Raw genomic sequence first — 25,881 nt, 5'->3', positions numbered from 1 at the left:
TCTGTTAAACTTTCTGTATACGAAGTAAAATAGCATCCCCGGGAGCATCGATGAGCACACTGTACGATACAGGAGCATTTCTCGAGACCGCCATACAGGCCGCCCGCCGGGCCGGAGAGGTTATTCTCCGCAATCTCGGCAGGGTCTCGAAGGATGACATCGGACAGAAGCAGGCTTCCGATTTCGTCACCTCTGTCGATAAAGAGTCGGAGCGGCTCATTATCGGGACGATCAAGGAGCGGTTTCCCGATCACCATATTCTCGCAGAGGAGTCGACCCATGAGGCGGCATCCGGGGGATATCGCTGGATCGTCGACCCGCTCGATGGGACGACTAACTTCATCCACCAGTTCCCGGTCTTTGCCGTATCGATAGCGCTCGAGTACAAACAGGAAACCATAACCGGCGCCGTCTTCGAGCCGCTTCGCGGGGACCTCTACACTGCAGAAAAAGGGAAAGGCGCGTACCTGAACGGAAAGAGGATAGCGGTCTCGGCGACCGCCGATCCGCACTACAGCCTCATCGCTACCGGCTTCCCCTTCAAGCGGCGGGATCTCATCGATCCCTATCTGATCTTGTTCAAGAATATCCTCCTCAAGGTGAGCGACCTGCGGAGGGCCGGCTCAGCGGCCCTCGACCTCGCCTATCTCGCTGCAGGCAGGTGCGAGGCCTTCTACGAGATCGGCCTGAGCGCCTGGGATGTCGCTGCAGGAAGCCTGCTCGTCGCCGAGGCCGGAGGCGTCGTCACCGACTTCGGAGGGGGCCCGGACTATTTATCGACCGGCAATATCGTTGCAGGGAATCCGGGCATTCATCCGGTGATACTGGAAGAGGTGCGGGGCGTCTTCGGGGGATCGATCCGGAGGTGACCTTACTTCTTTCTGAGGAAGAAAAGTCCGGCATGCCCCTTGTTCAACAGCTTTGCAGGCTCATTAAGCGAGTCGGTGATAATTTTGGAAAGCCTGAAACGGAGCTTCGAAACATGTTTTTCCTGGTAGAGGCTTACCCGTTTCGTCTCGACGGCGCTGAGGGTGAATCCTGTTCTCCTCGCCAGCTCCCGCATCGACCCGGGGTTGAAGAAACTGACATGGCCGTGATGTAGCTCAAAATAGTCCCATTTCTCTTTCATAAGTCCGACCGACCAGCTGTTCGTATTCCCCGTACCGATAACCAGCAGCCCATCCTTTTTGAGAATACGATGGCACTCTGCGAGCAGTGCAACGGGGTCTCTCAAGTGCTCAACAACCTCGAAGAGGGTTGCCACATCAAAGAAACCAGCAGGAAAGGCTGCATCGTGCAAAAAACCCTGTCTTACATCAAGGCCCTGAGCACGTGCTGTCTCCACCGGTTTAGCGGCAGGCTCTACTCCCGTTACTGAAAAACCCCTCCGTTTGGCTGACTGTAAAAAATCGCCGCTGGAACAGCCGACATCCAAAAGCCGCATCTCTCGAGCGGGCTTCCCGCAGAACGTTTCAATTCTCTTGAGCCGCTTCGAATGCTGTCTAACGCTCCTCTCCGCGGCTGTGCCCGCAGGAGCCGTGCCCGCTTCGGTATCGAACTGCTTGTGGCGCTCTATGTAGTCTGCCTCTGTGCATTGGCTGACGAGCTGGCCGCAGTGGCTGCATCGCAGCAAGGGCCCTTCCTCCATTACTATATCTGTAGCAGCAAGTGTGGAGTCGCAGCCTATGGGGCATCGGCTTAAATAGGGATTCTTCTGCATGGGTATGATGGTATGTTCCTCGTTGGGGTAATTTTTTGCCGTGCAAGATTGTACGGGTACCGGTTATCGCCTGTCAAGGAGCTCTGCAAAGAGGGCGCGAGGAAGTCGTGTAAAGCCGAGCGGCCGCATCTGTGCTACAATTGTTTTATGCCGCTGTTGTCTCCTCTCGATAATCTGAAAAACAACCACGAGGTGGTTATCTGCGACAGCGAGCTTTCGCGCCAGGCCCACAAGGAGCTCTTTCATTTCAAGGATGATGTCTACATCATCGCCCACAATGAATCGGGTGTCTTCGATGCTGTTGTGAACATCGCCACCACGTGCAACAGCGCGGAGGAGGCCTGCCTGTCGAGGATCCATCTCGTCCTCGGCTGGGAGAATATTCTGAAGATCTCTGCGTGGAAAGCAGCGAAGCCCGCTCCCGGCGATGCGTTCCTGGTCCTCAAGAATGCAGGAGTCAGCTCCCAGGAGCTCCAGCCCTTCAAGACCGCGGACATCAACGATATGTTTCCCTGGCTCTATTATGGAAAGCGCTTCGATGTGCTGCGAAAGGTGTGCCATGCTGCCAAGCGGCAGCTCGAAGGACATCTCAAGAGCCACTCCATCCGCGTCGACAGCCACCTGATCGCCGACGACACCAAGCGGATCGTGGCGAGCAGCCTCTGAAGGAGCTGCTAGCCTCCGGGCGAGGCGAAAAGACCGTAATGCGTGATGCGTAACGCGTAATGAGTAAAAGAGAAAGATTGGCTTGCTCTCGCAACTGCGGCCTTATATCTCCCGTCACGCATCACACATTGCGCATTACGGCCTTTAATCTTTGGAATTCTTTGAGCGACCTCGTGACACAGTCCTCTATCGCCATGCCGTCGAAGTAGTTCCCGGTAAGAAACACGCGGTTTCCGGCGAGAGCTTGATCGACCCTGCCGACCGCCTCGAGATGTCCGACCTTGAGGGCGGGTACGAAATTCTCCTTCTCCACCGCATTCCCGATCAGCCGCTGCTCTACGCCGAGCACTTCGGCGATCCGCCTGAGCTTGGCCTCCCGGTTCAAGATTCCCGGTTTGAAATGGAAGGTGAAGCCCCGGTAAGCGGCGTCCTGTACCGTATCTCTGCTCACCACCGAATAGAAGCTGTCGGTAGAGGGAATCAGTCCGGCGACAGGGGGGATCGAAACCGCCTCTCTTTTTACTGCTACGCCTACCGACTCGACCGGCTCGACCTTGATCCGCGCGAGCTCTTCCGCTACTTTGGGGAAGACCTCCCGGAGAAGGCGCGCTGCGACCGATGCAGGGGTGGCGAGGACGAGCGTCTCGGCTTCGTAATGGGCACCGTCGACGTTCACCTTGAAGAGGCTGCCGGTCGACTTGACCGAGAGCACCTCTCTCCCGGTGACGATATCGAAGCTCTGCTCAGCCGCGATCGAATCGGCGATCGTCTGGACCCCGCCGGTGAGGGTGAACTTTTTCAGGATATCCTTTCTGCGGAGCCGTTTCTTGAAGAGCAGGTCAGCCGGGAAGTCATTCGCCTTCTGCGATATGACGGCGTTCATGGCAGGGCCTATGACGTGGTCGAAGTTCGCGCGGCCCACGATCTTCGCGTAGTAGTCTTCGACGCTCCTGCCTTCCTGCTTGAGGGTGAACAGGCGGTAGCCCGAGAGCATGAGCTCCAGGAAATTGAGCTTCGAAGGGATGGAGACTGCCCTGCTGTCTGCGAGCATTTTGAAAGGAACTTTTTCGCGGGGAAGCAGCCTGTTCAGGGCTTTGCAGTCTTCGAGCACGCCGATAAGGTGGCGATAAGAGTTGTAGCAGGTGTGTGCGCCGAGCTCGAGCCAGAACCCGCCCGCATCCTCGAAGCGGTGGGAATGCAGCGTACCGCCGACCCGGTCGCTCTTTTCGATCACGACCGTCTTCAGCCCCTCCCTCCCGCAATAATGGGCAAAGCTCAGTCCGCTGATACCCGCCCCGATCACAACGGCATCGTAGTTAGACATGGCCACCTCTCCTCATAGATGCAGCATGATTAAGCCCATCCCGCCTCCTTCGCCTTCTGCAGCGCGATAGCTGCGAGCGCCTCGATGAATCGGGGAGACGTGTTCAGGGACTCTGTGCGCCTGAAGTTCTCTACGCCGAATCCCTCCGCCATCTCCCTGTAGAGGATATCTATTTCGTAGAGTGTCTCGATATGGTCCGAGACGAAGCTGATCGGGACGACGAGGAGATCCCGGACCCCCTTGTTTGCCAGCTCATGGAGCATATGCTCGGTGGTCGGCTCGAGCCACTTCACCGGCCCGGTCTTGCTCTGGTAGGAGAGATACCACTCCATATCGATCTTCCTGGCGAGGGCGGTGACGGTTCCCTGAATCTCCTGTACGTAAGGGTCGCCGGCATCGACGAATTTCTGCGGAAGGCTATGGGCGCTGAAGAGCACCGCGGGCTTCTTTTCAAATCGTGCCATCCCCTCCCGGATCTTCTCTGCCAGCGCATCGATATAAAGGGGGTGATCGAACCACGAGGTGATGCTGGTGTATTCCACGGGGTACCGGGAGGCGACCGCCTCGAACTCCTTTACCGACGAGCCGGTCGTGGCGACCGAGTAGTGAGGATAGAGGCTCAGGCCGATGATCTTCGTTATCCCTTTCCGCACCATCTCTTCGAGGGTCTCTTTCACGAAGGGATGCCAGTATCTCATGCCGACGCCGACCGTAAAGCCTGGCGACGGGCGGTCCGCGACGGTTGACGAGCTCAGGACCGCCTCGAGCGCCTTCGCCTGCGCTGCCGTAATCTCGATCAGAGGTGACTTGCCGCCGATCAGGCCATAGGTCCCGATCGCTTTTTTCAGCCGCAGGGCTATGATGATCGAAGCGATCGGCTTCTGGAGGAACGCGGGGCCGAGCCTGATGATATCCCTGTCGGAAAAGAGGTTATAAAGGAAGGGTTTTACCGCTCCCGGCGAGTCCGGTCCGCCCATGTTGAGAAGGAGTATACCGATCACAAATTAAAGCATACAGGATAGAGAGGGAGTGATTCAAGCAGCGCTACAGGATAAACAAGGAGGGGAGAGGCTGCTGGGGGAAGAGCGCCTCTCCCCTATCGTCTTCCCGCAGGGGGAAGAGAATTCTGTCTATCTGACGGTTACGATGCCGGAGCGCCGGGCCGCGAGGGGGACTGCTCTCTCAGCTTTTTTATCAACCGTTCGTACTTTTCGGCGCCGACGCACTCCCTGGCCGCAGGGCACCATTCGATGCATGAGGGGATCATGTCTCGCGTGATGGTCTTGCCGCATCCCTTGCAGGTCATGTCCGGCTCATCCGACCATATCTCGTTCTTATGGGTGCAGAAGGCGCAGATGATCTCTTCCGGGGTTGGGCTGGTTATCTCTTTGCTGCCAGGGCAACTCTCTTTCATGATTACAGTATAGCAAATGGAAGGCGCGCCGGCATTGACGTAAGTCAAAAGGGCTTAACTTCCCCATCGCTTGAACAATTCATGCTCGACTCCGAAGCGGTCGAGCATCTTGCCGACGATGAAATCCACCATATCGTCCAGGCTCCGGGGCTGCTGGTAGAAGGCGGGTACAGGCGGCGCGATGGTTATGCCGAGCCGGGCCAGTTTCAGCATATTTTCGAGGTGGAGGGGGCTGAAGGGCATTTCGCGGGGAGCGAGGAGGAGCGGCCGTCCCTCCTTGATGGTGACATCCGCGGCGCGCTCGATCAGGTTGTTTGCATAGCCGTTGGCGATGCCGGCGAGGGTCTTCATCGAGCAGGGGACGACCAGCATACCGTCCGTCTTGAACGAGCCGCTCGCCACCGGAGCATACATATGCCTGTCTTCATGAAAGTGGAGCCTGTCGGTGGCGAACTGCTTCCGTACAATGGCCTGGGTCTCGCCGGACCAGGCGATGCCGGTCTCGTCCTTGATTATCGGGAAGGTGTTCGACGATATGACGAGATGCACCTCGGCGCTCTTCAGGAGCTCTTCGAGGATCCGTACCCCGAAGATCGAGCCGCTCGCGCCGGTGATGGCAAGGACGAACCGTTTCATGAGAATATTATACAAAATGCGGCAGATGGCGGATGCTGCTCCCGCTTTACTTACGGCGGGCATCCTCTTTATAATAACAGTTGAACAACTGTTCAATCGTTGCCCGGCAGCTCAGCCGGCGTTCAGGAGGGAAGAGACCGGATGCGCAGAGCACAGCAGGGGAAGAGCGGCAGGAAGGCCGAGGGCAGGGCGGAGATATGCGAGACCTCCTGCGTGGACCACGATAAAGTCTCCTCCGTGGCACGGGCGATGAACCCCGAGGAGGTGGTGCAGCGCATCGCCGAGACCTTCAGGGTGCTGGGAGACCCGACGCGGACCAAGATAGTCCATGCCCTCTCGATCGCCGAGCTCTGCGTCTGCGATATCGCCACCCTGCTCAACACGACACGCTCCGCGGTATCCCACCAATTGAGAATTCTGAGGACCATGCGGCTCGTTACGTACCGGAAGGAGGGAAAGATGGTCTTCTATTCCCTCGATGACGAACATATCAACAATCTTTTCAACGAATGTCTGAGGCATGTAAAGGAAGATGAATAAGGCTGCTGTGAAAGAAAATATACGGGTTCTCAGCCTTGAAGTGGGCGGGCTGGATTGCGCTACCTGCGCGGAAAAGGCCGAGCGGGGGCTCATGAGACACAAGGGTGTAGAAGGGGTCACGATCTACCTGAGCACGCAGAAGATAGATATCCATTTCGATCCTGCGCTTGTCAGGGAGAAGACCCTTGTCGATACGATTCAAGGGCTCGGGTTCACGATTGCGGAACGAGAGGCGCCCCGGGCAGAGGGAAACCTCCTCTCCCGTCTCTTCGGCCGCTCCGCTCATGCCTTCGATCTCTCGCGGCTCGGACTGGTGCTCCTGCTCATCGGCCTGAGCTATACAAAGTGGTCTGCGGTAACGGTTTTCGGGTTTCCTTTCGATCTCTTCTCGATACTTGCGGTGCTGATCGGCGGCTACCCGCTCGTGAAGCACGCCGTGATCGATCTGAAAGAGCGGGCCATCACCGCCGACGTGTTCATGGCCCTCGGCGTTACCGCATCGACGGCTATCGGTGAATTCCGCTCCGCAGCGATCATCGCCTTCTTCATGCTCATCGCCGGGCTCCTCGATTCGTTCACCATGGACCGGTCGCGCAGGGCGATCCGCGATCTCATCGAGATGGCGCCGAAGACCGCGAGAGTAAAACGCGATGCCTATGAGGTCGAGGTGCCCATAAGGGAGGTCGGCCGGGGCGATATCGTTGTGGTCAAGGCCGGGGAGAAGATACCTGTCGAAGGCATCATCGTTTCGGGACGGGGCTCGGTGAACCAGGCGCCTATCACCGGAGAGTCGATCCCGGTCGAGAAAAAGGAAGGCGACCAGGTCTATGCAGCCACGATCAACCAGCTCGGCATCCTCTTCGTCAAGGTGACCCACACCGGAGAAGATACGACCTATGCACGGATCATCAGGCTCGTTGAAGAGGCTGAGTCGTCGAAGGCCAAAGTCCAGCGGGTCGCCGACCGGTTCGCCGCGTACTTCACCCCCGCGATCCTGGCCATCGCGATCCTCGTCTTTGTTGTAACCGGGAACATCACCACCGCCATCGCCGTGCTCGTGGTCGCCTGTCCCTGCACTGTCGCTATCGCAACGCCGCTCGCCATGGTCGCCAGTATGGGCAAGGCCGCGAGACGGGGCATCATCATCAAGGGCGGCAGGTATCTCGAATCCCTCGCTGCGGTGGATACGCTGGTCATGGACAAGACCGGCACGCTCACTCTCGGCGACCCCGTGGTTACCGAAGTGAGGGGGTTTGCGGGATGCAGCAATGAACGGATCCTGTCCTACACTGCGGGCGCTGAACGCTACTCCGAGCATCCTCTCGCAAAGGCGATTCTCAAGAAGGCATCAGAAATGGGTATCATCGCTCCCGATCCCGAGGAGTACACGGTTGTCCCCGGCATGGGCATCGAGGCGGTCGTCGATGGAGAGCGGATCCTGCTCGGCAGCAGGGAGCTGCTCAGGAACCAGGACATCACGCTCTCCGAAGAGGTGGAAGCGTACCTCAGAGCCAAAGAAGAGGAAGGAAATACCGTGCTCCTCGTGGCCCATAACGGCGCCATCTGCGGTGCAGTGAGCGTGGCTGACATTGTACGGGAGGGCACGGTCGAGGCGATCGCCGAGCTGAAGCGCCTCGGCTTCAGCGAGCCCGTGATGCTCACCGGCGACAACCCCAGGACCGCGCAGGTCATCGCCTCGTCGCTCGGAATACGGAACGTCATGGCCCAGCTCCTCCCGGAAGACAAGGTCGCGAGAATAAAGGAGCTCGCTGCCCAGGGCAAGCGCGTGCTCATGATCGGCGACGGCATCAACGATGCGCCGGCGCTGGCGCAGGCCCATGTGGGCATCGCCATGGGCGCTGTGGGCTCGGGCGCTGCCATCGAGGCGTCAGCAGTGGCCTTGATGCGCGACGAGTGGCAGCAGATCCCCGAGACCGTCAGGATCGGCAGGAACACCTACAGAGTGATCAAGCAGAACCTCACCCTCGGCATCCTCTTTAATGTCGTCGGCATCAGCCTTGCGTCCATGGGTATCCTCTCGCCGGCCATGGCTGCGGTGGCGCATGTCATGCCCGATGTCCTCGTCTTCGTAAACTCATCGAGGCTCCTGAGGTAATATCCCCTCTCGGGCGCCGATTACCTCCCTGTGCCGCGATGACCCGCGCGTTTTGCTTTTTGTCCGCTATTTTGACATAATACATGACTACTACTATTACTATGTAGTATATAGCGGAACAGTCTATACATATGCGTACCCCGCATGGTAAATCCTTGTGTTAGCGAGTGAGCATGAAGTGCCGTGCTCGCCATAGAATGGAGCAGAGCGACGTGGAACCCGCTTACATCATCAGACAGATCATTATTTCGGCCGTGCCGATCATGCTCGCCATCATTCTGCACGAGATCTCACACGGCTTCATAGCGAACAAGCTCGGAGACCCTACGGCGAAGATGCTGGGCAGGCTCACCCTGAACCCTGTCGCCCATATCGACCCCTTCGGAACGGTCCTCATGCCGCTGCTGCTCTTCATCTTCACCAACGGCCAGTTCGTATTCGGCTACGCCAAGCCTGTCCCCATAAATCCCTATAATTTCAAGAACCCGAAGCGGGATATGGCCCTTTCTGCGGCGGGCGGCCCGGTAACGAATATCCTGATCGCCCTGATAAGCGTTCTGCTCCTCAAGTATGTGGCAGCACCGGCAGCCGCCTTCGCTTCGGAAACGGTTGCAGGGAGCATTATCAAGCCGATCGTGATGATGCTTACGGCGAGCGTGGGAATCAACATCGTCCTCGCCTCCTTCAACCTGATACCGATTCCGCCCCTCGACGGCGGAAGGGTGCTGATGGGGCTCTTGCCCCATCGGCAGTCAGAGGCCCTGGGCAGGGTCGAGCCGTTCGGAATGATCATCGTGCTCGTACTGGTAGCCACCGGGATCGCCCGGTATATAGTTTTGCCCCTGGCGAGCCTGTTCTACAGCATCATCGGCCTGGTGTGAGCGGGTGGTCTCCGGCAGTTATGTTCTTTATATACAGGAGGTCCTATGAATAGAGAGCGTGTGCTCAGCGGCATGCAGGCGAGCGGCAAGGTGCATCTCGGCAACCTGGTCGGCGCCCTCAAGAACTGGGTCGAGCTTCAGGACAAGTACGACTGCTTCTACTTCGTGGCAGACTGGCACGCCCTGACTACGGGCTATACGAACCCGGCCTCTATCCAGGAGAGTACGAAGGACCTCCTCATCAACTTCCTCGCCGCGGGGCTCGATCCCGACAAATCGACCATCTTCATCCAGTCGATGGTGCCCCAGCATGCGGAGCTGCATCTCCTCCTCTCGATGATCACGCCCCTGGGCTGGCTCGAGCGGGTACCGACCTACAAGGAGAAGCAGGAGCAGCTGCAGGACCGGGACCTCTCGACCTACGGCTTTCTCGGCTATCCGGTGCTCCAGACCGCCGATATCATCATCTACCGCGCCAGGCATGTGCCGGTCGGCATCGATCAGGTCCCGCACCTCGAGATTTCGCGGGAGATCGCCCGGAGGTTCAATCATCTCTACGAGAAAGAGGTCTTTCCCGAGCCCGAGGCGCTGCTCACCCGGTTCCCGAAGGTCGTGGGCCTGGACGGGAGGAAGATGTCGAAGAGCTATGACAATGCAATCTACCTGAGCGATACGCCGGAGGTGGTTGAGCAGAAGATACGGACCATGATGACCGACCCTGCGCGGAAGCGGAGGACGGATAAGGGAAACCCCGAGCTGTCGCCGGTGCATGACCTGCATAAGATATTCTCGTCGAAGGAAGAGCAGGAATTTGTCGATCGCGGCTGCAGGACCGCGGAGATCGGGTGTATCGACTGCAAGAAGATACTCATAAAGAATGTCTTCGCCTATCTCGAGCCGATCTGGAAGCGGCGGAACGAGCTCATCGACAAGCCCGATATGCTCTTCGATATCGCGAAGAAAGGCGCTGAAAAGGCGCGGCGCGAGGCGGAAAGCACGATGCAGGTCGTCAGACGGACGATGGGACTGCTGTAAGGAGGTACGGAGATGCTGTCGCAGGAGGAGCTGAAGAGGTATACACGCCAGATGATGATGGACACGTGGGGCGAGGAGATCCAGCAGAAGCTGAAGCGCTCCACCATTTTTATCGCCGGGGCAGGCGGGCTCGGCTCGCCGGTCTCGATCTACCTCGCCGTAGCCGGGATCGGGAACATACGGATCTGCGACTTCGATTCCCCCGACTGGTCGAACCTCAACCGCCAGATCCTCCACAACCACGGCAGGATCGGTACGAACAAGGCGATCTCGGCAGAGCAGACCCTCAAGGAGCTGAACCCCCATGTCAATGTCATCGCCTTTACCGATAAGATCGTAGCCGAGAACGTCGATGCCCTCGTCGGCAACGCCGACCTGGTCGTCGACTGCATGGACAACTTCCCGACGCGCTATCTTCTGAACGAGTGCGCTATCAGAAAGAATATCCCCCTCGTCTACGGCAGCATCTGGGGCATGGAGGGGCGGCTCAGCTTTCTTACCCCGCCCGAGACGCAGTGCCTCAAATGCATGTTCCCCGAACCGCCGCCCTCCGAGGTCTTCCCGGTCGTCGGCGCAACGCCGGGCGTCATCGGCTCGCTTCAAGCCCTCGAGGTCATCAAATACTTCACCGGCGTCGGCGAGAACCTCAAGGGCAAGATCCTCGTGTGGGACGGCAAGAACGTAGAGTTCAGAAAATACAGGGCGTACAAGGACCCCGCCTGCCCGGTCTGCAGCACGCTGCGGGTGAGGAGAGAATCGTGAATGTTACTCTGAGGAACGAGAAGCTCAGCCGATGGATCGAGGAGGTGGCGGAGCTCTGCCGGCCCGACGATATCTATATCTGCAACGGCTCCAAAGAGGAATATGACCGGATGATCCGAACGCTGCTCGGGAGCGGCATCGCCATCCCGCTCAAGAAGCGCCCCAACAGCTTTCTTTTCAGGTCGGACCCGAGCGATGTGGCCCGCGTCGAGGACCGCACGTATATAAGCACCTCCTCCAGGGCAGAGGCGGGCCCTACGAACAACTGGATCGATCCCGGCGAGCTGAAGAAGATCATGCTCGGTCTCTACGAGGGCTGCATGAAAGGCCGCACGATGTATGTCATCCCCTTCTCGATGGGGCCCGTCGGCTCCCCCATGGCGAAGATCGGCATCGAGATAAGCGACAGTCCCTATGTCGTCGTCAATATGCATATCATGACCCGCGTCAGCTCGCGCGTTCTCGACCTGCTCGGCGCCGACGGCGACTTCATCCCCTGCCTCCACTCTGTCGGCGCTCCTCTCGCTCCGGGACAGAAAGATACCGCGTGGCCCTGCGCCCCGATCGAGCGGAAGTATATCAGCCACTTCCCTGAAGAGAACCTGATCTGGTCCTACGGCTCGGGCTACGGCGGCAACGCCCTGCTCGGCAAGAAGTGCCTCGCCCTCCGCATCGCCTCTGCCATGGCCCGGCGCGAGGGATGGATGGCGGAGCATATGCTGATCCTCCGCCTGACGAATCCCGAAGGGAAGCAGTTCCATATAGCGGCTGCTTTTCCCTCAGCCTGCGGCAAGACGAATCTCGCCATGATGCGGCCCTCGATCCCCGGCTGGAAGTGCGAATGCATCGGCGACGACATCGCCTGGATGAGGGTGGGCGCTGACGGAAGGCTGTATGCCATCAACCCCGAGAACGGCTTCTTCGGTGTTGCGCCGGGAACGTCGTACGGCACCAATCCCATGGCGATGGATACCCTGAAGGAGAATGTGATCTTCACCAACTGCGCGCTGACCGATGGCGGCGATGTCTGGTGGGAGGGCATGGACGGCGATGAGCCGGCGCATGCCATAGACTGGAAAGGCAATGACTGGACCCCTGCGAGCACCCGTGACGCCGCCCACCCGAATGCGCGCTTTACCGCCCCTGCTGCGCAATGCCCGGCGATGTGCAAGGACTGGGAGAAGCCCGAGGGCGTTCCTATCGATATCTTCATCTTCGGCGGCCGCCGCGCGAGCGTAGCGCCCCTTGTCCATGAGGCGTACAACTGGGACCACGGCGTCTTCCTCGGCGCTACGGCCGCTTCCGAGACGACGGCAGCCAACATCGGGGCTGTGGGCAATATCAGGCGCGATCCCTTTGCGATGAAGCCGTTCTGCGGGTACAACATGGGCGACTATTTCGAGCACTGGCTCGCCATGGGCGACCGTCTCGGCGACAAGGCCCCGAGAGTTTTCTATGTCAACTGGTTCAGGAAGAGCGAGGACGGCAAGTTCCTCTGGCCCGGCTTCAGCGACAACAGCCGCGTGCTGAAGTGGATGTGCGAGCGTGTCGAGGGCAAGGTCGGAGCCGTGGAGACGCCCATCGGCTTGATGCCGAAGGAGGGCGAGCTCGATCTCAGCGGCCTCTCCCTGTCTGCTGAAAACATGCGGGAGCTCATGAGCATCGACACCGCTGCCTGGAAGGCCGAGATACCGGATATCGAGAAACATTTCGCTCTTTTCGGCGACCGCCTGCCGGAGCGCTTGAAGAAACAGCTCCAGGAATTTGCCCGGCGGCTGGGCTGATCCTTTCTGCCTGCTCAATCTACTCAATAGTTACTATGAATTATTATGCACCCTAAACCCGCTAAGAAAACACTCGTCAATGTCCTGGGGGTCGTCTATGCCCACGTGAAGACCGGCGAGGGAGGCGACCTCTATCTGACGCGGTTCGCCGAGAGATACCAGGAGCATCTGGATACGCATAACTGGTATGAGGCAGGGTGGTTCAACAGGCACAAGGTACGGCTCGAAGGCACCGGTTCCGTCTACCGCCTGCCGACCAGAGAGGTCCGCGGCACGAGCCTCGACCTGGTAGTCAAGAATTGCCGCGTCGGCGAGGACGTGCCGCTCAACACCCATACGCTGCAGGAGTTCTGCGATGCCGAGTTCAACAGCCCCTGGGAAGAGTTCTCTCTCGTCATGGAGCTGCGGGAGAGCCGGTACGGGCCGAAGGAGCTGAAGATACGCACCCAGCGCCCCCTCGCGATCTATGTCCCGCCCGAGACGATGCAGCCCTGGCAGAGCGGGCGGTCAAAGGCGAGGATCAACCGCATCCGGGCCAAGCATCCCGGCATCGACCTGGATATCCTCAAGCAGTACAAAATGATCTACGAATGGATCGAGGGCCATAACATCAAGGAGGCCTTCGCCCATATCGATATCAATGATGAAGAGCGCGCTCACCACCTGACCAGGATCAACCACTACGTCATGGCAGACCTGGATAAGAAGGGTTACCTGGTGGCGGACATGAAGCCGGAGCATATCATCATCAGCGGAGAGGACACACAGCGCATTATCGAGCTGGGACAAACGCAGGCCTTGGACCCCTCAAAAGGCCAGATAGAATACCTGTATCAATTGATATACGCCGGCAGCTACTCGGTGATCGACTACGAGCTGCTGCTGCGCACCTCCGATCATGAGGAGGAGGTGAAGAACTGCAGGCGGCATTCCTATCTCGATGACCAGCGCGACCGCTTCACCCCGACTCCTCTGCCGCCCCATTTATCGGCTACGGAAATCTTCAGCGTGCCCTATATCTACGGCCATGCAGAGAGCACCGGCGGCCATCTCTGGGTGGTGGGGAAGAATGCGCGCCTCTTCGACTACTTCCTGCCCGAGCGGTGGAGAAAAACCCCCTCCATCAGGCTGTCCGAAACAAAAGAGGTCTTCTACACCATTACCAAGGACAACATCCACCTCGTCTGGGAGACCTCGCGGGTCGGCGAGCTGCCGGGGGAAAGCGAAGAGGAGCATCCTGCGAGGATCCGCGAGCTCGGCATCAACAGCCCCTTCGAAGAATTCGCGATTGCGCACACCCTGAACCGGCTCGGCATCCCCTGCGTTTATATACGGGCTATCTACATGACCGGTACCGACAAGGTCGAGGCATCTGCCGACCTGAGGAGGTACGAGTCGCACAGGGATATTCTCGATCCCGAAGGCAATCCCATTCTCCAGGAGAACCACAACTACATTACGATACGCGGCTACTACAACGGCCCCGACCACTGGGTCGCCGATGAGGCGGGACCGCTCCTCGTGCCGGTCGACCTCACGAAGGCGGTCTATCGGGAGCTTATCACCGAGGCCCAGTGCCGCATGCTGCTGGACAAGGTGAAAGCGAACCTCGGGAATGCCGGCTACGACGGATCGCTGCTGAAGCCTAATGACCTGCTCCTCGCCATCGATGCCAGCGGCCGGACCATCAGGGATAAAGACGGAGAGCTGCTGGTGATTATCTGCAACTTCGAGATTATCTGGAAAATTGCAGAGGGGAATGGGGCCGCTCCTCCGTCTCGCTAAGTACCTTGTGTGGAAGATTTCACCAGACTTCGAGATCAAAACTCTTGTATGCCTTTATTAATTCAAAGTCAGCTCTATTTGAGGTAACAATCGTTGCTCCGTGATTTCGTGCAGTAAGGGCGATCAGAACATCAAAATGCAAATCCCTGAGCTTTTCTGGCGTAAAACCGTTATCCTTGTACATCTTTGATAACAGTTCTCCGGATTCCAACCAATTTTTTTCAGTTGGGGTGAGGATAAGGTGATTCTTTGCGAGGGTACGTACGAAATCCCGTTCGGCTTCTTTTGTCGCTCCCCTGGCTAATTCAGAAAGAACAACTGATGAACTTCTGATGATGCCATGCAGGTTCTGGAAATGAGAACTGTATTTGTTTGTCCTCAGGTGATCTATAAAAATCGAAGTGTCAAAGAGGTATATCTTACTTCCCATGCGCCTCGAAAAGTAACTTCCCGCCGTGCTTTGACATCAATTCCTTAAACTTATTGAGGGCAACAATTTCACGCAGCGCAGTATGCACTGCCTCGCTCCTGCTTTTGGCGCCAAGCGCTCTCACTGCCTCATCAGCCAGCTTGGTATCGAGCCGTATCGAGGTCATCTTAACCGATGATTTCATGTATCACCTCTCCCTGTATCTGTATATACAGATGCTATATTTTATATATACATAAAGTCAAGTACGAGGAGACTGTCTGGAACCAGTGACTATAATTCTATAAACTCTTTCGGTGCGAGATTGGTCGCGAAGGTCCAGACGGTGGCCACGCCCTTTTTCATCCGGTACACAGCCAAAGACTCGTATCCCGCCTTCTCAACAAACGGCTTCAGAAACTCCCGCTTCTGCACGATCTCTTTCTTCAGCTCCAGGTCTTCGGCAAGCTCAGCAGTGCCGCTGGTTGTATCTCTTCGCCATCAAAATTTCATCTCCTCTTCCGATAACCCTACATCGAGCCACTTCAGGGCGCTTTTGATGTCTCTGAAGACATTCGTCTCAATTTTCGAGGGTTCAAGCTTTACGCCATGCATCCTCGCCATGCCGAAGTCCAGGTCGTGCTTCACCACTATGGCGCACATCTCGCCCTTGAATGCATCTTTAAGTCGCGCTTTCAGCTCGGTAAACTTCTGTAATTCTTCGATCGTGAGGCCGAGAATTTCCGCATTGCTGTAATCCACCAGCTTTTTCATCGGAGGAACATACGTTGAGTCCCGGGCGAGCGTTTCAATGTGCCGCAATAAATCATCAATGGTGACTTTTCCCTCTCCAGCAGCGTACACAAGCTTTCTATCCTCAAAGATCTTATATCTGATCGGCATCTCTCTCTCCTCTCGTTGACAGAGGCGCCCTTGAGAAGCAGGGTGTCCTCGCGCACTCCTGTGCAGCGCTTGGCGATACGGACATGAGCGTGCAGCTATGAGCTCTGGAAGCGGAGCGTGCGTGGACTTCGGGATAAATCCTTTTCGATTTTTGAATAACTGCCATCGTCCCCCCCTCAAATGACAGCAAAATCAAAGATGTACTATCTTAATACCTCTCCGGCAGTTTGTCAAATAAAGGGGGACCCGTTCCGGAGAACTGGGAGATTGCTTCGTCGTCCGCCTCAGGCGGCCTCCTTGCAATGACAGTTTTATGTCTATCGGCATATCTCATTGTAGAGCAGCTCGTCGCCCGAGCCGCTCATGACAGCGATCCCTCTATAAAGAAGATAAGGGCTTGACTTGATTCCCTTTCTATGGTAAACCTTTTATAACCAACTACTGAAGAAGGGGGAGCTTATGCCAGTGATCAAGAAGCTGCCGGCTGCTGCTGCAAAGAACATTAAGGTCGTCGAGGAATTCGGAAAAGACTTCAGGAGCAAGCAGAGTACGCCCGAACAGGCTAAGGCGGCAAAAAAATCAGCGCAGGAAGCACTCGGAAAGCTGGTCAAGCTCTCGAAGACAGGAGCGTTCACCAACAGCATAGATCGCGCCATCTACCAGGAAATCCGGAAAAATGAGGAGAAGGTAAAGAAAGAGGTCATGGCGCTGATGACGAAAAAGGAGCCCCAGCCCGCCGACTATTACAGGATATATATCAAGATTCTAAAAGACTCCGGCCTTACGCCGGCGCTTCCGTCCGAGCTCGTCGATAAATTCGGACCTACGGCAGAGTGCGACCTGTGCACTGCCTGTACCGCATGCGCTCTCTGCAGCGCCTGCGCTGCGACCATGACCGCTGCGCTGGGAGCGACCGGCGCTGTGGCCGGGCATGCGGCAAAAGCGTTTTAGCCGTATCAGCGACTGACCGGCATACGGGATGAGCTCTTCGGCTGCGGGAGATGCATCGGTATTCGAGCATCCTCAGTTCCTGATCTTTACCACCCGTTCTGGCGCGCAGTACCTTTTCGATGCGGCTACGCTCACTGCCCATCCCCTCTGCCGGCCGGTATCAGGGGAGCAGTGCGCTGCGCTCTATGAGGCAGGGGATGATGCGCTGAGGGCTGCTGCCGCTGGAGAGAACGGCGTCTCGGCGCTGTCCGCGTACATGCTCACGTGGCGGCGCACTGCCCGCGCCTTCGGCGCAGCGCACCGCTGCTGCCCGGGCCGCGCGGCCGGAATAACGGATGATCTCGCCCGCTCCTCCGTACAATCTCGTGTGTGGACGCCTGCCCCGAGCACGTTGAGCAATCTCATCCTGGTGCTCACGAAAGACTGCAACCTGCGCTGCGACTACTGCATCTACTCAGGCCTCTACCGGGGCTTTGAGCCGCTCGGCAAATCGTTCATGTCGCGGGAGACGGCCCTGAAGGCGGTCGATATCTTTTTATCGCTTAATGATACCGACTACTTCCGTTCGATCCCGGACCGCAAGCTCGACATAAGTTTTTACGGAGGAGAGCCCCTGCTCTGCAGCGATATGCTCGAGGAGGTCATCGGGTACGCTCGCTCGCGGAGCAGCGGCCGCTTCAGACTGCACTTCTCTCTGACGAGCAATCTTACCGCGCTGACGAAGAAGGCGGCCCGTTTCCTCGTGAGCAATCGCATCGGCCTCAACTGCAGTCTCGACGGGCCTGCGGCAGAGCATGACCGCTATCGCCGTTTTCCATCAGGAAAAGGGACCTTTGACGCAGTCCGGCGCAACCTGGAGCTGCTCCGCTCCATGGACAAAGCATACTTCAACGAGCAGGTGCGGGCATTGGTGACGATCAACGGCAACTCCGACCTGGAAGCGATCTGCCGCTTCTTCGATGACCCCGCCCAGAAGGCCCCGCAGATCGCCTTCGTCAATGTCTTGAGAGACCTTGCGACGGGCGATTTTCACCAGCGCTATCCTTTTGACCCGGGCCGCTATCGGCAGCAGCACGACCGTGTTCTCGACGAGTACTTCTCGCGTAAACGCAATAAGGTTCCCGTGCTCCAGGGCTCCTTTCTCTACCACTACGTCGAGGAGTCGCTCATCGGCGCCTACGGCCGGATCATGAAATTCGGCGGAGGGTGTCACGACCATTTCACCGGCACCTGCCAGCCGGGCAGGAGACTGACGGTGGCTACCGACGGGGTCTTCCATATCTGCGAGCGGATATCCGAGGAGTTCCCGATAGGCTCTGTGCATGAAGGGCTCGATATGGAGCGCTGCAACGAGGTGATGCAGCGCTATCATGCATCCCTGCCCTCGTGCGATCGCTGCTGGGCTCGCGGCATGTGCCACCTCTGCTTTGCCCACGCAGGCCGTGACGGCGGGTTTCACTTTCCCGAGGAGCAGTGCCGCTTTGCCCGCGCCGTAGCCCTGGACAAGCTGGTTACGCTCTATTCCCTTCTCGAAGAGACGCCTGATGCGCTCTCCTTCGGCGACCCCCTGGTCGATCGCTACCGCTTTCTGGATGCCGGGTAATGGTCTTTCCCGGCAACGATACCCACTTCGTGCTTCTGCCGCATGCGCAGTTTGTCCGCGGCGCGTGCGGTTCCGTCATCCACGACCTCTTCGACAGGAAGCTTTACTGGTTCAACGGGCGGGAGGTAGCCGGGGCCCTGGCGCTCGTGGCTAAAGGGCGTCCGATCGAAGAGGCGGCAGAGCGGAGCAGCCTCCCCTGCGATGAGCTCAGGCAATACCTCGATGCATTGGTCCGCCTGCGCGTCGGAGAGTACGCGCCGCATCCCTTTGCTGCCGAGGGCTACCGGCCATGGGCCCTCGATCTGCAGGTCAAGAAAGAGGGGTTCAACTTCCAGGGAGGGACTGTCACGGTAGAGCTTGCCCGGGAGTGCCTCTATGACTGCGCCTGGTGCTCCTCCAAAGGTGCGCTTACTGCCGAGGCTTGCGGCTGCTTCGTGTCGCCGGAGGGCGATACGGAAAGCCCTCCGGTCCCTATGGAGCGGGTCGTCCGTGGCGTCGAGCTGCTCCGGTCGCTCGGCTTCGACCGCCTGGTCATCGCCGGCGGAGAACCGTTCAGAGAGGCCGAAAGGCTCTGGCAGCTCCTCGAGCTTGCCGCCCGCCTCGGTATGAAGACAGAGCTGCACACCACCGGCCTCGTCGATTCAGAAACGATAGAACGGCTGTGTTCCTTTGATGTACGCCTGACCCTGCCTTTTGCAGCCCCGGATGCGCGGGCTTTCGATCGTGCAGCAGGGCGCCCGTCCAGCTACGGCTCCCTGCTCAACGCGATCAGCCGTCTTGTCTCGCGGGGCATCCCCTTCACTGCGAAAATCCCTGCCGGGGTCGGTCGCGAAGAGCGGGCGCTTGCTGCAGCGGATTTCATCATGTCGGAGGGGGCTGAAGGGATCAGTTTTCTCGTCTACGGTCTTCCCGGTCAGCATTCCCCGGAGCGCATCGGAAAGGTCGTCGCTCCGCAGGACCCCGCTGCCATGGCCGTCGATCTCAGGCAGTTCATGATCAACAGCCAGCGGCATTACTGCTTCCATAACGCACTGTTCATCGCCGCCGACGGCTCGGTCAAGCCCTGTCCGGGATGGAAGACCGCTGTCGCGAGCCTGAACGAAAAGGATCTCGCTGCAGTTCTCGGCGGGGGCTTCTTCGACCGCTTCGCAGCGACTGCACGAAGCAGTATCACCTCATGCACAGCCTGTGAGTTCAGGCTCGGATGCCGGGCCTGTCTTGCGCGAACCGTTGAGTGGAAGGGCTCTCTGAGCAGCCGCCACTGGCTCTGCAGCTATGAGCCTGAATCGGGGAGATGGAAAAACTAGGCTGCCGGGGATCGCGGTCTCCACGAGCTCTTCCGCGAGCGGTATTCTCTACCGCCGTTCTGCTTATCCGGTAAGCGATGAGCGCTGTAGTCGCCCAGGCGAGGCCGAGAACCATTCCGGCATGGAAGTCCGTAAAGAGCGTTACGATGATGGAAGGCATGATGTCTATCATTGCTACCTCCTCGGCATTGCTGTTTGTGGGCTTAACCTGTAATGAAAACAGTGCAAGAGAGATACCAGAAAGGTAAGACGATGATTTACAACGAGACCGCCCTTCGAGAGCAGGGAAAAGGTGTGGGATAATCACCTCATCTGTGAAAAATTGCCATGCAATCAATAACTTGAGGTATGCGAAAATGTGACGGCGGTCACAAAGGGGCTATTGCATTTTAGCCCGCTCGAGCTCGAGGATCTTCTCTATGTAGCGGAGGTTTCGTTCAATCGGCCTGTCGCTCATGAGCCTCTCGACCGAGGTAATGCGGTATCCTCTGATGGTTATGATCGCTTCTTTCTCTTCGATGGTGCAGGCCGGGCAGACCTTGTCGATCTCGGCACAGTGTTCCGCTGATGAACCGCACTGCATCGCCCTGATATGCCGTATGCGCTTGTTTGTTTCAGGATTGAAGAAATACCCCAGTACGAGGCTGCCGTCTCCTTCGAGAGCGGTAACATTGCGAAGGATGCAGTCACCGCCGGCAAGGGCGGAGAACGCTTTATACTCTTTCTCCGCCAGCAGCTCCGGCTGATGAATCCATAGCTTGTCATGAATCCCGTCGATCGCCTCTTCGGGAATGGTCTCCTCCGCTTCCCTCAGGCTCTTCAGGGCGAACTCCGGATTGCCGGCGGCATACTGCGCCATGGCGAGGCATGCGTAGGCGTCGGCGTTCCACCGGTCCTCTCTCAAGCGTACTCGTGCATCGGTCCGCACTTTGTCCTGGAGCCCGCCCTGTATCTGCTCGAAGCACTCGTCTGCAGTCGTCCAATCGACGGGTCTTACCGTTGCACAGCCGGAAAGCATAAGAAGGACGGTTCCTGTGATGATGGTCACTGCTCCGCTGCGCACGGAAGGGATATCCTTAAGGGAAGAGCAGCGTGAGTATGACGACTGCCGGCAGTGCGGGAAGCATATTCGTCACGTTGATCTTTCTTATCTCGAGCAGGTTGAAGGCGAGCCCGACCAGCAGCACCCCGCCGACAGCAGTGAGCTGGTTGATGACAGAAGGAGTAAAAAGGTGCTGCGCCTGGGATGCGAGCAGCGTCAGTCCTCCCTGGAAGATGACGAGGGGGACTACCGAGAAGAGGACGCCGATGCCGTAGGTCGAGGCGAGGGCGATGGAAGCGAATCCGTCCAGTATGGACTTCGTGTAGAGGAGCGAGGGATTTCCTCTAAGCCCTTCATCGATGGTGCCGACAATCGTCATGGAGCCGACACAGAATATGATAAAGGCGGTGATCATTCCCTCCGAGAAGCGGGGATTGTTCGACCGCACCCTGGACTTGCAGAAGGCGCCGGCTGCCTCGAGCCGCTCCTCCAGGCGTATGCATTCGCCCGAGATGCCGCCGATCAGAACGCTGAAGACGAGGGGAATGAGGCTCTCGAAATTGAGCGCCATCTTCACGCCGATAACGATGGTCGAGAGCCCGAGGCCCTGGAAAACAATCGCCTTGACCTGTGCAGGAAGCCGGTCGTGGAGCACCAGGCCTATGGCGCTCCCGATGAGGACGGCGATAGCATTAACTATGGTTCCTATGGGCATGCGGATAGATGATGTGATGAACGGTATATGCCGACATCCTATCAGCAGCTCTTTTGCCCTGTCAAGCGAGCAGAGAGGCTATGGTATACTAAACGCACCTGAATCAGTAATTCCATGCGGCCGTAGAAGAGCATCAATGAGCTACCTCGATGAAATAGAACACCTCGCCGACACCGATAAGCGGTATATCTGGCATCCCTTTACCCAGATGAAGGAGTGGCAGGAAGAGGAGCCGATCATCATCACCGAAGGGCGTGATTGCTTTCTGAAAGACGCCAGGGGGCGGTGGTATCTCGACGGAGTGTCTTCCCTCTGGGTGAACATTCACGGCCATCGCAAAAAGGAGATAGACGAAGCGATCAAGGAGCAGCTCGGCAGGGTCTCCCACTCCACGCTCCTCGGATTGAGCAACATCCCTTCTATTCTTCTCGCCGAAAAGCTCATCGGCCTTACCGACCGGTCGTTCAGAGGGCTCGAGCCCCGGCTGACCAGAGTATTCTATTCCGATAACGGCTCGACCGCCGTCGAGGTCGCGCTCAAGATGGCCTTTCAGTACTGGCTCCATAAGGGCGTAACCGGAAGGCATACCTTTCTCTCTCTCAAGAATGCCTACCACGGCGACACCATCGGCGCGGTCAGCGTCGGCGGCGTTGATATCTTCCACAGCACCTTCGGTCCGCTCCTTTTCAAAACCTATAAAGCGCCTTCGCCGTACTGCTACCGCTGTGAGCTCGATGAGGACTGCCGATCGTGCGGCAGGGAGTGCCTCAAGGCTATGGAGACACTGCTGCAGGAGCACGCCGCCGAAATTGCCGCGGTTATCGTCGAGCCGATCGTACAGGCGGCAGGCGGCATGATCATGTGGCCCGAAGGATATCTCAAAGGCGTGCGCGACTTATGCAGCCGCTATAATGTGCTCCTCATCGCCGACGAGGTGGCGACGGGATTCGGCAGGACGGGAGCTATGTTCGCATGCGAGCATGAGGCCGTTGTCCCCGACATTGTGTGCCTCTCGAAAGGGATCACCAACGGCTATCTGCCCCTGGCGGCGACCTTGACCACTGATGAAGTATACAATACGTTCCTGGGGGAGTTCAGGGAGTTGAAGACCTTTTTCCACGGCCATTCCTATACGGGCAATCCTCTGGCGTGTGCTGCTGCGTCGGCGTGCCTCGACATCTTCGAGCGCGAGAAGACGCTGGATGCGGTAAAGGAAAAAGCAGATATTTTCAAAGACAAACTTGCCGAGATCGCCGCGCTACCGCATGTCGGCGAGGCCCGGCACCGGGGTCTCATGGCAGGAATCGAGCTCGTCAGGGACAAGGCGACTAAAGATTCTTATCCCTGGGACGAAAAGATGGGATGGAGGGTCGCCTATAAGGCCCGGGAGAGGGGTATTCTCATACGGCCGCTGGGAAATACGGTGGTAGTCATGCCGCCGCTCAGCATAAGCGTCGAGAATATCGTTCATCTGCTCGATCAGATGAGGGCGTCGATCGCAGCGGCAACAGAACAACAGTAAGTGGTCTCTGCCGGGCTCTACGGCACAAAGGAGGTATGGTCAAAATGCAACTGCTGAAAACGGGAAAACTGTTCATCGCAGGAATTCTCTGCCTTCTGCCTGCCGTATTATGGGCAGACGGCGTGGCGGACGGCATTTATAAAGTACAGGAAGGCGATACGCTCTGGGATATCGCCACCGCCAAACTGAAGGACCCCTTTCAGTGGCCGAAGCTCTGGAAGGCAAACCCGCATATAAAGGACCCGCACTGGATCTTCCCGGGACAGCAATTGACGATCCCCGCCGAGATCGCAAAGCAGGAGCCCCCGCCTCCGAAGGAGGAGCAGATCAGCAGCGTCCAAGTCGCTGAGGACAAGAGCGAGAGACGGACCATTACCCCCGAGAGGATGGCGCTGAAGAAGATACCGGTTCGGCCGAAGGGATACCTGGTTTCACGGGAGGTGTTTCTGAGTGCCGGCATGGTAGGCGACCTGCTCCCCGCGACCGGCCGTATTATCGGGTTCATGCCCGGCAGAACGCTAGCAGGGAGAGGCGACACCATTTTCATTGAGACAAAGGGTTCGGTGGCGGTGGGAACGAAGCTTTATATTGTCAGTACGCCAGAAAGGATCGTGGATGAGAGCACAAAGACAGTGCTGGGATACTTTACGAAGATCAAGGGAGTCATCGAGACTGCCGGTGAGGACAACGGATATCAAATGGCGCGCATCGTGGAGTCGTACGAAGAGATCGTTCGTGAAGACAGTCTCGCCGACTTTTTTGGTATCGATCTGCCCGAGGAGCCGACCACGGAGAGGAACCCTCTGCTGAGCGGGAAGATCGTTAAAGTACTGGACGGAAATGTTACGGGCAGGAGCGGTATCGTCTTTCTTGAGGGCGGCCGCAACAAGGACCTCCGCGCAGGAGACCTCTTTACGGTAGTCACGAGTGACGAGCCGAACATCACCATCGGACGCCTCCAGGTGATTAACGTGAGCGCCAAGGCTTCGACGGCAGTAGTAAGGAGCGCCGAACGGGAAATCAGAGCGGGCGATATCTTTAAAAATTGAGAGACGGAAGATAAAATAAAAAAGGGCTGCATAGCTGCAGCCCTTTTTTATTTTATGGACGGTGTGCCTTAGCTGGTCAGGATCTTGAGCGCCCGCAATCTGCTCGGATGCTTCAGTTTCCTGAGCGCCTTTGCCTCGATCTGCCGGACCCGCTCGCGGGTTATGGAAAGATATCTGCCCACTTCTTCGAGCGTATGATCACGGTCGACGCCGATGCCGAACCTCATCCGGATTACGGTCTCTTCTTTCGGGGTCAGGGTCCGCAGCACCCGCTGTATCTGTTCGGAGGTCTCGATCCTCTCCGCATCAGAATAGGGCGAAGGACTCGTCTTGTCGCCGATAAAATCTTCCAGCTCCGTATCCTCGTCGCCGATAGGCGTCTGGAGCGCAATGGGGTCCTGAATCGCCCTGAAGACCTCCTCGACCTTCCGGACGGGGACCACGAGTTTCTTCGCTATCTCCTCATTGGAGGGTTCTCTTCCCAACTGCTGGGTGAGCTCTCTCGACGCCTTCGTCACCCGGTTGTAGAACTCCATCATGTGGACCGGCACCCGTATCGTCTTGGTCTGGTCGATGAGCGCTCTCGTGATCGCCTGCCGTATCCACCACGTGGCGTACGTACTGAACTTAAAGCCCTTCTCGTACTTGAACTTGTCGACAGCCTTCATGAGGCCGATATTGCCCTCCTGGATGAGGTCCAGGAGCGGCAGGCCCCTGCCGACGTAATTCTTCGCAATATTGACAACGAGCCTCAGGTTTCTCGTGATGAGCTCGTTCTTGGCTTCGATAACAAGATACCGCGCCTTCGATATCCGGTTCCAGAGTTCCTTTAAGGCATCGACCTTGATCCCGACCTCAGATTCGATGCGCTTGTAGTCGGCCTGTACCTCTTTCAGCAGGACCTCGAGCTTCTTCGTGTTCTGCCCTTTCTTCTTCTTCTCATTGATCGACGCCTTCAGTCCCTTGAGATAGCCGTACTTCTTCACCTTGCTATCCGCTTTTTCGACGTGGTCCATGAGCTCTTCGAGCCGTGCCAGGGCTTTTATGAGCGCTTCGTCCGCCTTTTCCTCTTCGGTCGAGATGCCTTCCTCATCCTCGATATCGATGGTATTTTTTATATTCTCGAAGATGGGAAGAGCCGTGATGGTGCCGCGAATAATCTCTCTCCCCTGTTCGAGCTTCTTTGCGAGGTCCGTCTCCTCATCCTTGGTAAGGATGGAGATATCGCCCATGGAATTGAAGTATGCCTGAACAAGGTCTTCGGCTCTCTCATACTCTTCGACTTCTTCTTCGACTTCCTCTTCACCGAGAATGGACTCTTCATAGTCGACGACCTTGACGCCCATATCATTGAGGACGTCCATCAGGTCTTCCAGTTCATCGGGAGAGAAGAATTCGGAGGGGAGCGCTTCGTTAATCTCATCATAGGTAAGCACGCCACGCCGCTTTCCTAAGTTGATGATCTCTTCAAAGATATCTCTTTCTTTCATTATTTTTGAACCCCTTTATGTTTAAACACAAAAAAATTAAAGAAAGGGCATGCTTTTCCCTTTCTTTAATCATACACCATTTTTTTCTGGTAAATAAGAGATTGACAATGTGGGGGGTGGGTGAGGGGAGACAGTAGTGGTCAAGGCACACGGTCTATTAGTACTGGTAAGCTGAATCCGTTACCGGACTTACACCTCCAGCCTATCGACGTGGTGGTCTACCACGG

Annotated in this window: 26 protein-coding genes and 1 rRNA gene; 14 read left to right on the top strand and 13 right to left on the bottom strand. The window is 57.4% G+C overall.

Annotated features, from left to right (window positions below):
• Positions 1–50: 50 nt before the first annotated feature.
• Positions 51–869, top strand: a complete 819-nt coding sequence (locus AB1805_13205) for an inositol monophosphatase family protein (GenBank protein MEW5746383.1) — start codon at positions 51–53, stop codon at positions 867–869.
• 2 nt (positions 870–871) lie between these two features.
• Here AB1805_13205 and AB1805_13200 read toward each other — a convergent pair whose 3' ends face one another.
• The gene (locus tag AB1805_13200; protein ID MEW5746382.1) at positions 872–1,720 is read right to left on the bottom strand and encodes a class I SAM-dependent methyltransferase; all 849 of its coding nucleotides are present in this window, start codon (positions 1,718–1,720) and stop codon (positions 872–874) included.
• 147 nt (positions 1,721–1,867) lie between these two features.
• Here AB1805_13200 and AB1805_13195 point away from each other — a divergent pair, with 147 nt between their 5' ends.
• Positions 1,868–2,386 carry a hypothetical protein gene (locus AB1805_13195; GenBank protein MEW5746381.1) on the top strand — a complete coding sequence of 173 codons (519 nt, stop codon included), beginning with the start codon at positions 1,868–1,870 and terminating at the stop codon, positions 2,384–2,386.
• Positions 2,387–2,507: 121 nt separating this feature from the next.
• Here the strand turns inward: AB1805_13195 and AB1805_13190 are convergent, their stop codons facing one another.
• The 4 genes from AB1805_13190 to AB1805_13175 all read right to left on the bottom strand — a co-directional run bounded on the left by AB1805_13190 (position 2,508) and on the right by AB1805_13175 (position 5,760).
• Positions 2,508–3,710, bottom strand: a complete 1,203-nt coding sequence (locus AB1805_13190; protein ID MEW5746380.1) for an FAD-dependent oxidoreductase — start codon at positions 3,708–3,710, stop codon at positions 2,508–2,510.
• A 29-nt stretch (positions 3,711–3,739) separates the two neighbouring features.
• A complete protein-coding gene (gene hemH, locus AB1805_13185) occupies positions 3,740–4,711 on the bottom strand; it encodes a ferrochelatase (protein MEW5746379.1) in 972 nt (323 codons plus the stop codon).
• A gap of 140 nt (positions 4,712–4,851) precedes the next feature.
• Positions 4,852–5,124, bottom strand: coding sequence for a hypothetical protein (locus AB1805_13180; GenBank protein MEW5746378.1), 273 nt, complete (start codon positions 5,122–5,124; stop codon positions 4,852–4,854).
• 54 nt (positions 5,125–5,178) lie between these two features.
• Positions 5,179–5,760, bottom strand: coding sequence for a flavin prenyltransferase UbiX (locus AB1805_13175; GenBank protein ID MEW5746377.1), 582 nt, complete (start codon positions 5,758–5,760; stop codon positions 5,179–5,181).
• A gap of 141 nt (positions 5,761–5,901) precedes the next feature.
• On the opposite strand from AB1805_13175, the gene AB1805_13170 reads away from it, so the two are divergent.
• The 7 genes from AB1805_13170 to AB1805_13140 all read left to right on the top strand — a co-directional run bounded on the left by AB1805_13170 (position 5,902) and on the right by AB1805_13140 (position 14,663).
• Entirely contained in the window at positions 5,902–6,300 is a 399-nt protein-coding gene (locus tag AB1805_13170) for a metalloregulator ArsR/SmtB family transcription factor (protein MEW5746376.1), read from the top strand.
• Between the two features lie 7 nt (positions 6,301–6,307).
• Positions 6,308–8,416 carry a cation-translocating P-type ATPase gene (locus AB1805_13165; GenBank protein ID MEW5746375.1) on the top strand — a complete coding sequence of 703 codons (2,109 nt, stop codon included), beginning with the start codon at positions 6,308–6,310 and terminating at the stop codon, positions 8,414–8,416.
• 212 nt (positions 8,417–8,628) lie between these two features.
• Complete coding sequence (locus AB1805_13160) at positions 8,629–9,297, top strand: site-2 protease family protein (protein MEW5746374.1); 669 nt, start codon at positions 8,629–8,631, stop codon at positions 9,295–9,297.
• Positions 9,298–9,342: 45 nt separating this feature from the next.
• Positions 9,343–10,332, top strand: a complete 990-nt coding sequence (gene trpS / locus AB1805_13155; GenBank protein MEW5746373.1) for a tryptophan--tRNA ligase — start codon at positions 9,343–9,345, stop codon at positions 10,330–10,332.
• 12 nt (positions 10,333–10,344) lie between these two features.
• Entirely contained in the window at positions 10,345–11,094 is a 750-nt protein-coding gene (locus tag AB1805_13150; GenBank protein ID MEW5746372.1) for a HesA/MoeB/ThiF family protein, read from the top strand.
• Positions 11,088–12,878, top strand: a complete 1,791-nt coding sequence (locus tag AB1805_13145; GenBank protein MEW5746371.1) for a phosphoenolpyruvate carboxykinase (GTP) — start codon at positions 11,088–11,090, stop codon at positions 12,876–12,878. The genes AB1805_13150 and AB1805_13145 overlap by 7 nt, the downstream gene beginning before the upstream one ends.
• 45 nt (positions 12,879–12,923) lie before the next feature.
• Positions 12,924–14,663 (top strand): hypothetical protein, encoded by a 1,740-nt coding sequence (locus AB1805_13140; protein MEW5746370.1) that lies wholly within the window; start codon positions 12,924–12,926, stop codon positions 14,661–14,663.
• A gap of 19 nt (positions 14,664–14,682) precedes the next feature.
• Here the strand turns inward: AB1805_13140 and AB1805_13135 are convergent, their stop codons facing one another.
• The 4 genes from AB1805_13135 to AB1805_13120 all read right to left on the bottom strand — a co-directional run bounded on the left by AB1805_13135 (position 14,683) and on the right by AB1805_13120 (position 15,975).
• Positions 14,683–15,093 carry a type II toxin-antitoxin system VapC family toxin gene (locus AB1805_13135; GenBank protein MEW5746369.1) on the bottom strand — a complete coding sequence of 137 codons (411 nt, stop codon included), beginning with the start codon at positions 15,091–15,093 and terminating at the stop codon, positions 14,683–14,685.
• A complete protein-coding gene (locus AB1805_13130) occupies positions 15,083–15,277 on the bottom strand; it encodes a type II toxin-antitoxin system VapB family antitoxin (GenBank protein ID MEW5746368.1) in 195 nt (64 codons plus the stop codon). The genes AB1805_13135 and AB1805_13130 overlap by 11 nt, the downstream gene beginning before the upstream one ends.
• Before the next feature lie 89 nt (positions 15,278–15,366).
• Positions 15,367–15,507, bottom strand: coding sequence for a hypothetical protein (locus AB1805_13125; protein ID MEW5746367.1), 141 nt, complete (start codon positions 15,505–15,507; stop codon positions 15,367–15,369).
• 66 nt (positions 15,508–15,573) lie between these two features.
• The gene (locus AB1805_13120; protein MEW5746366.1) at positions 15,574–15,975 is read right to left on the bottom strand and encodes a hypothetical protein; all 402 of its coding nucleotides are present in this window, start codon (positions 15,973–15,975) and stop codon (positions 15,574–15,576) included.
• A gap of 459 nt (positions 15,976–16,434) precedes the next feature.
• On the opposite strand from AB1805_13120, the gene AB1805_13115 reads away from it, so the two are divergent.
• From AB1805_13115 to AB1805_13105, 3 genes are read left to right on the top strand one after another with little or no spacing between them, the layout of a single operon-like run.
• Positions 16,435–16,926, top strand: coding sequence for a hypothetical protein (locus tag AB1805_13115; protein MEW5746365.1), 492 nt, complete (start codon positions 16,435–16,437; stop codon positions 16,924–16,926).
• 28 nt (positions 16,927–16,954) lie between these two features.
• Complete coding sequence (locus tag AB1805_13110; protein ID MEW5746364.1) at positions 16,955–18,529, top strand: radical SAM protein; 1,575 nt, start codon at positions 16,955–16,957, stop codon at positions 18,527–18,529.
• The gene (locus AB1805_13105; GenBank protein ID MEW5746363.1) at positions 18,529–19,836 is read left to right on the top strand and encodes a radical SAM protein; all 1,308 of its coding nucleotides are present in this window, start codon (positions 18,529–18,531) and stop codon (positions 19,834–19,836) included. Before AB1805_13110 ends, AB1805_13105 begins: the two co-directional genes overlap by 1 nt.
• Before the next feature lie 379 nt (positions 19,837–20,215).
• Here AB1805_13105 and AB1805_13100 read toward each other — a convergent pair whose 3' ends face one another.
• Positions 20,216–20,899, bottom strand: coding sequence for a hypothetical protein (locus AB1805_13100; GenBank protein ID MEW5746362.1), 684 nt, complete (start codon positions 20,897–20,899; stop codon positions 20,216–20,218).
• Between the two features lie 13 nt (positions 20,900–20,912).
• Positions 20,913–21,593: a DUF554 domain-containing protein gene (locus AB1805_13095; GenBank protein MEW5746361.1), complete on the bottom strand. Its 681-nt coding sequence runs from the start codon at positions 21,591–21,593 to the stop codon at positions 20,913–20,915.
• Positions 21,594–21,729: 136 nt separating this feature from the next.
• On the opposite strand from AB1805_13095, the gene bioA reads away from it, so the two are divergent.
• A complete protein-coding gene (gene bioA / locus AB1805_13090) occupies positions 21,730–23,115 on the top strand; it encodes an adenosylmethionine--8-amino-7-oxononanoate transaminase (protein ID MEW5746360.1) in 1,386 nt (461 codons plus the stop codon).
• 44 nt (positions 23,116–23,159) lie between these two features.
• Entirely contained in the window at positions 23,160–24,164 is a 1,005-nt protein-coding gene (locus AB1805_13085) for a LysM peptidoglycan-binding domain-containing protein (GenBank protein ID MEW5746359.1), read from the top strand.
• A gap of 68 nt (positions 24,165–24,232) precedes the next feature.
• Here the strand turns inward: AB1805_13085 and AB1805_13080 are convergent, their stop codons facing one another.
• Both AB1805_13080 and AB1805_13075 read right to left on the bottom strand, forming a co-directional pair.
• Positions 24,233–25,654 (bottom strand): sigma-70 family RNA polymerase sigma factor, encoded by a 1,422-nt coding sequence (locus AB1805_13080; GenBank protein ID MEW5746358.1) that lies wholly within the window; start codon positions 25,652–25,654, stop codon positions 24,233–24,235.
• Between the two features lie 136 nt (positions 25,655–25,790).
• Positions 25,791–25,881, bottom strand: a 23S ribosomal RNA gene (locus AB1805_13075); the annotation flags it as partial.

This window comes from Nitrospirota bacterium, from assembly GCA_040752355.1.
Classification (GTDB): Bacteria; Nitrospirota; Thermodesulfovibrionia; order Thermodesulfovibrionales; family Dissulfurispiraceae; genus JBFMCP01.
Note: the sequence above shows the minus strand (reverse complement) of the source record. Positions and strands in the feature narration are given on the sequence as shown.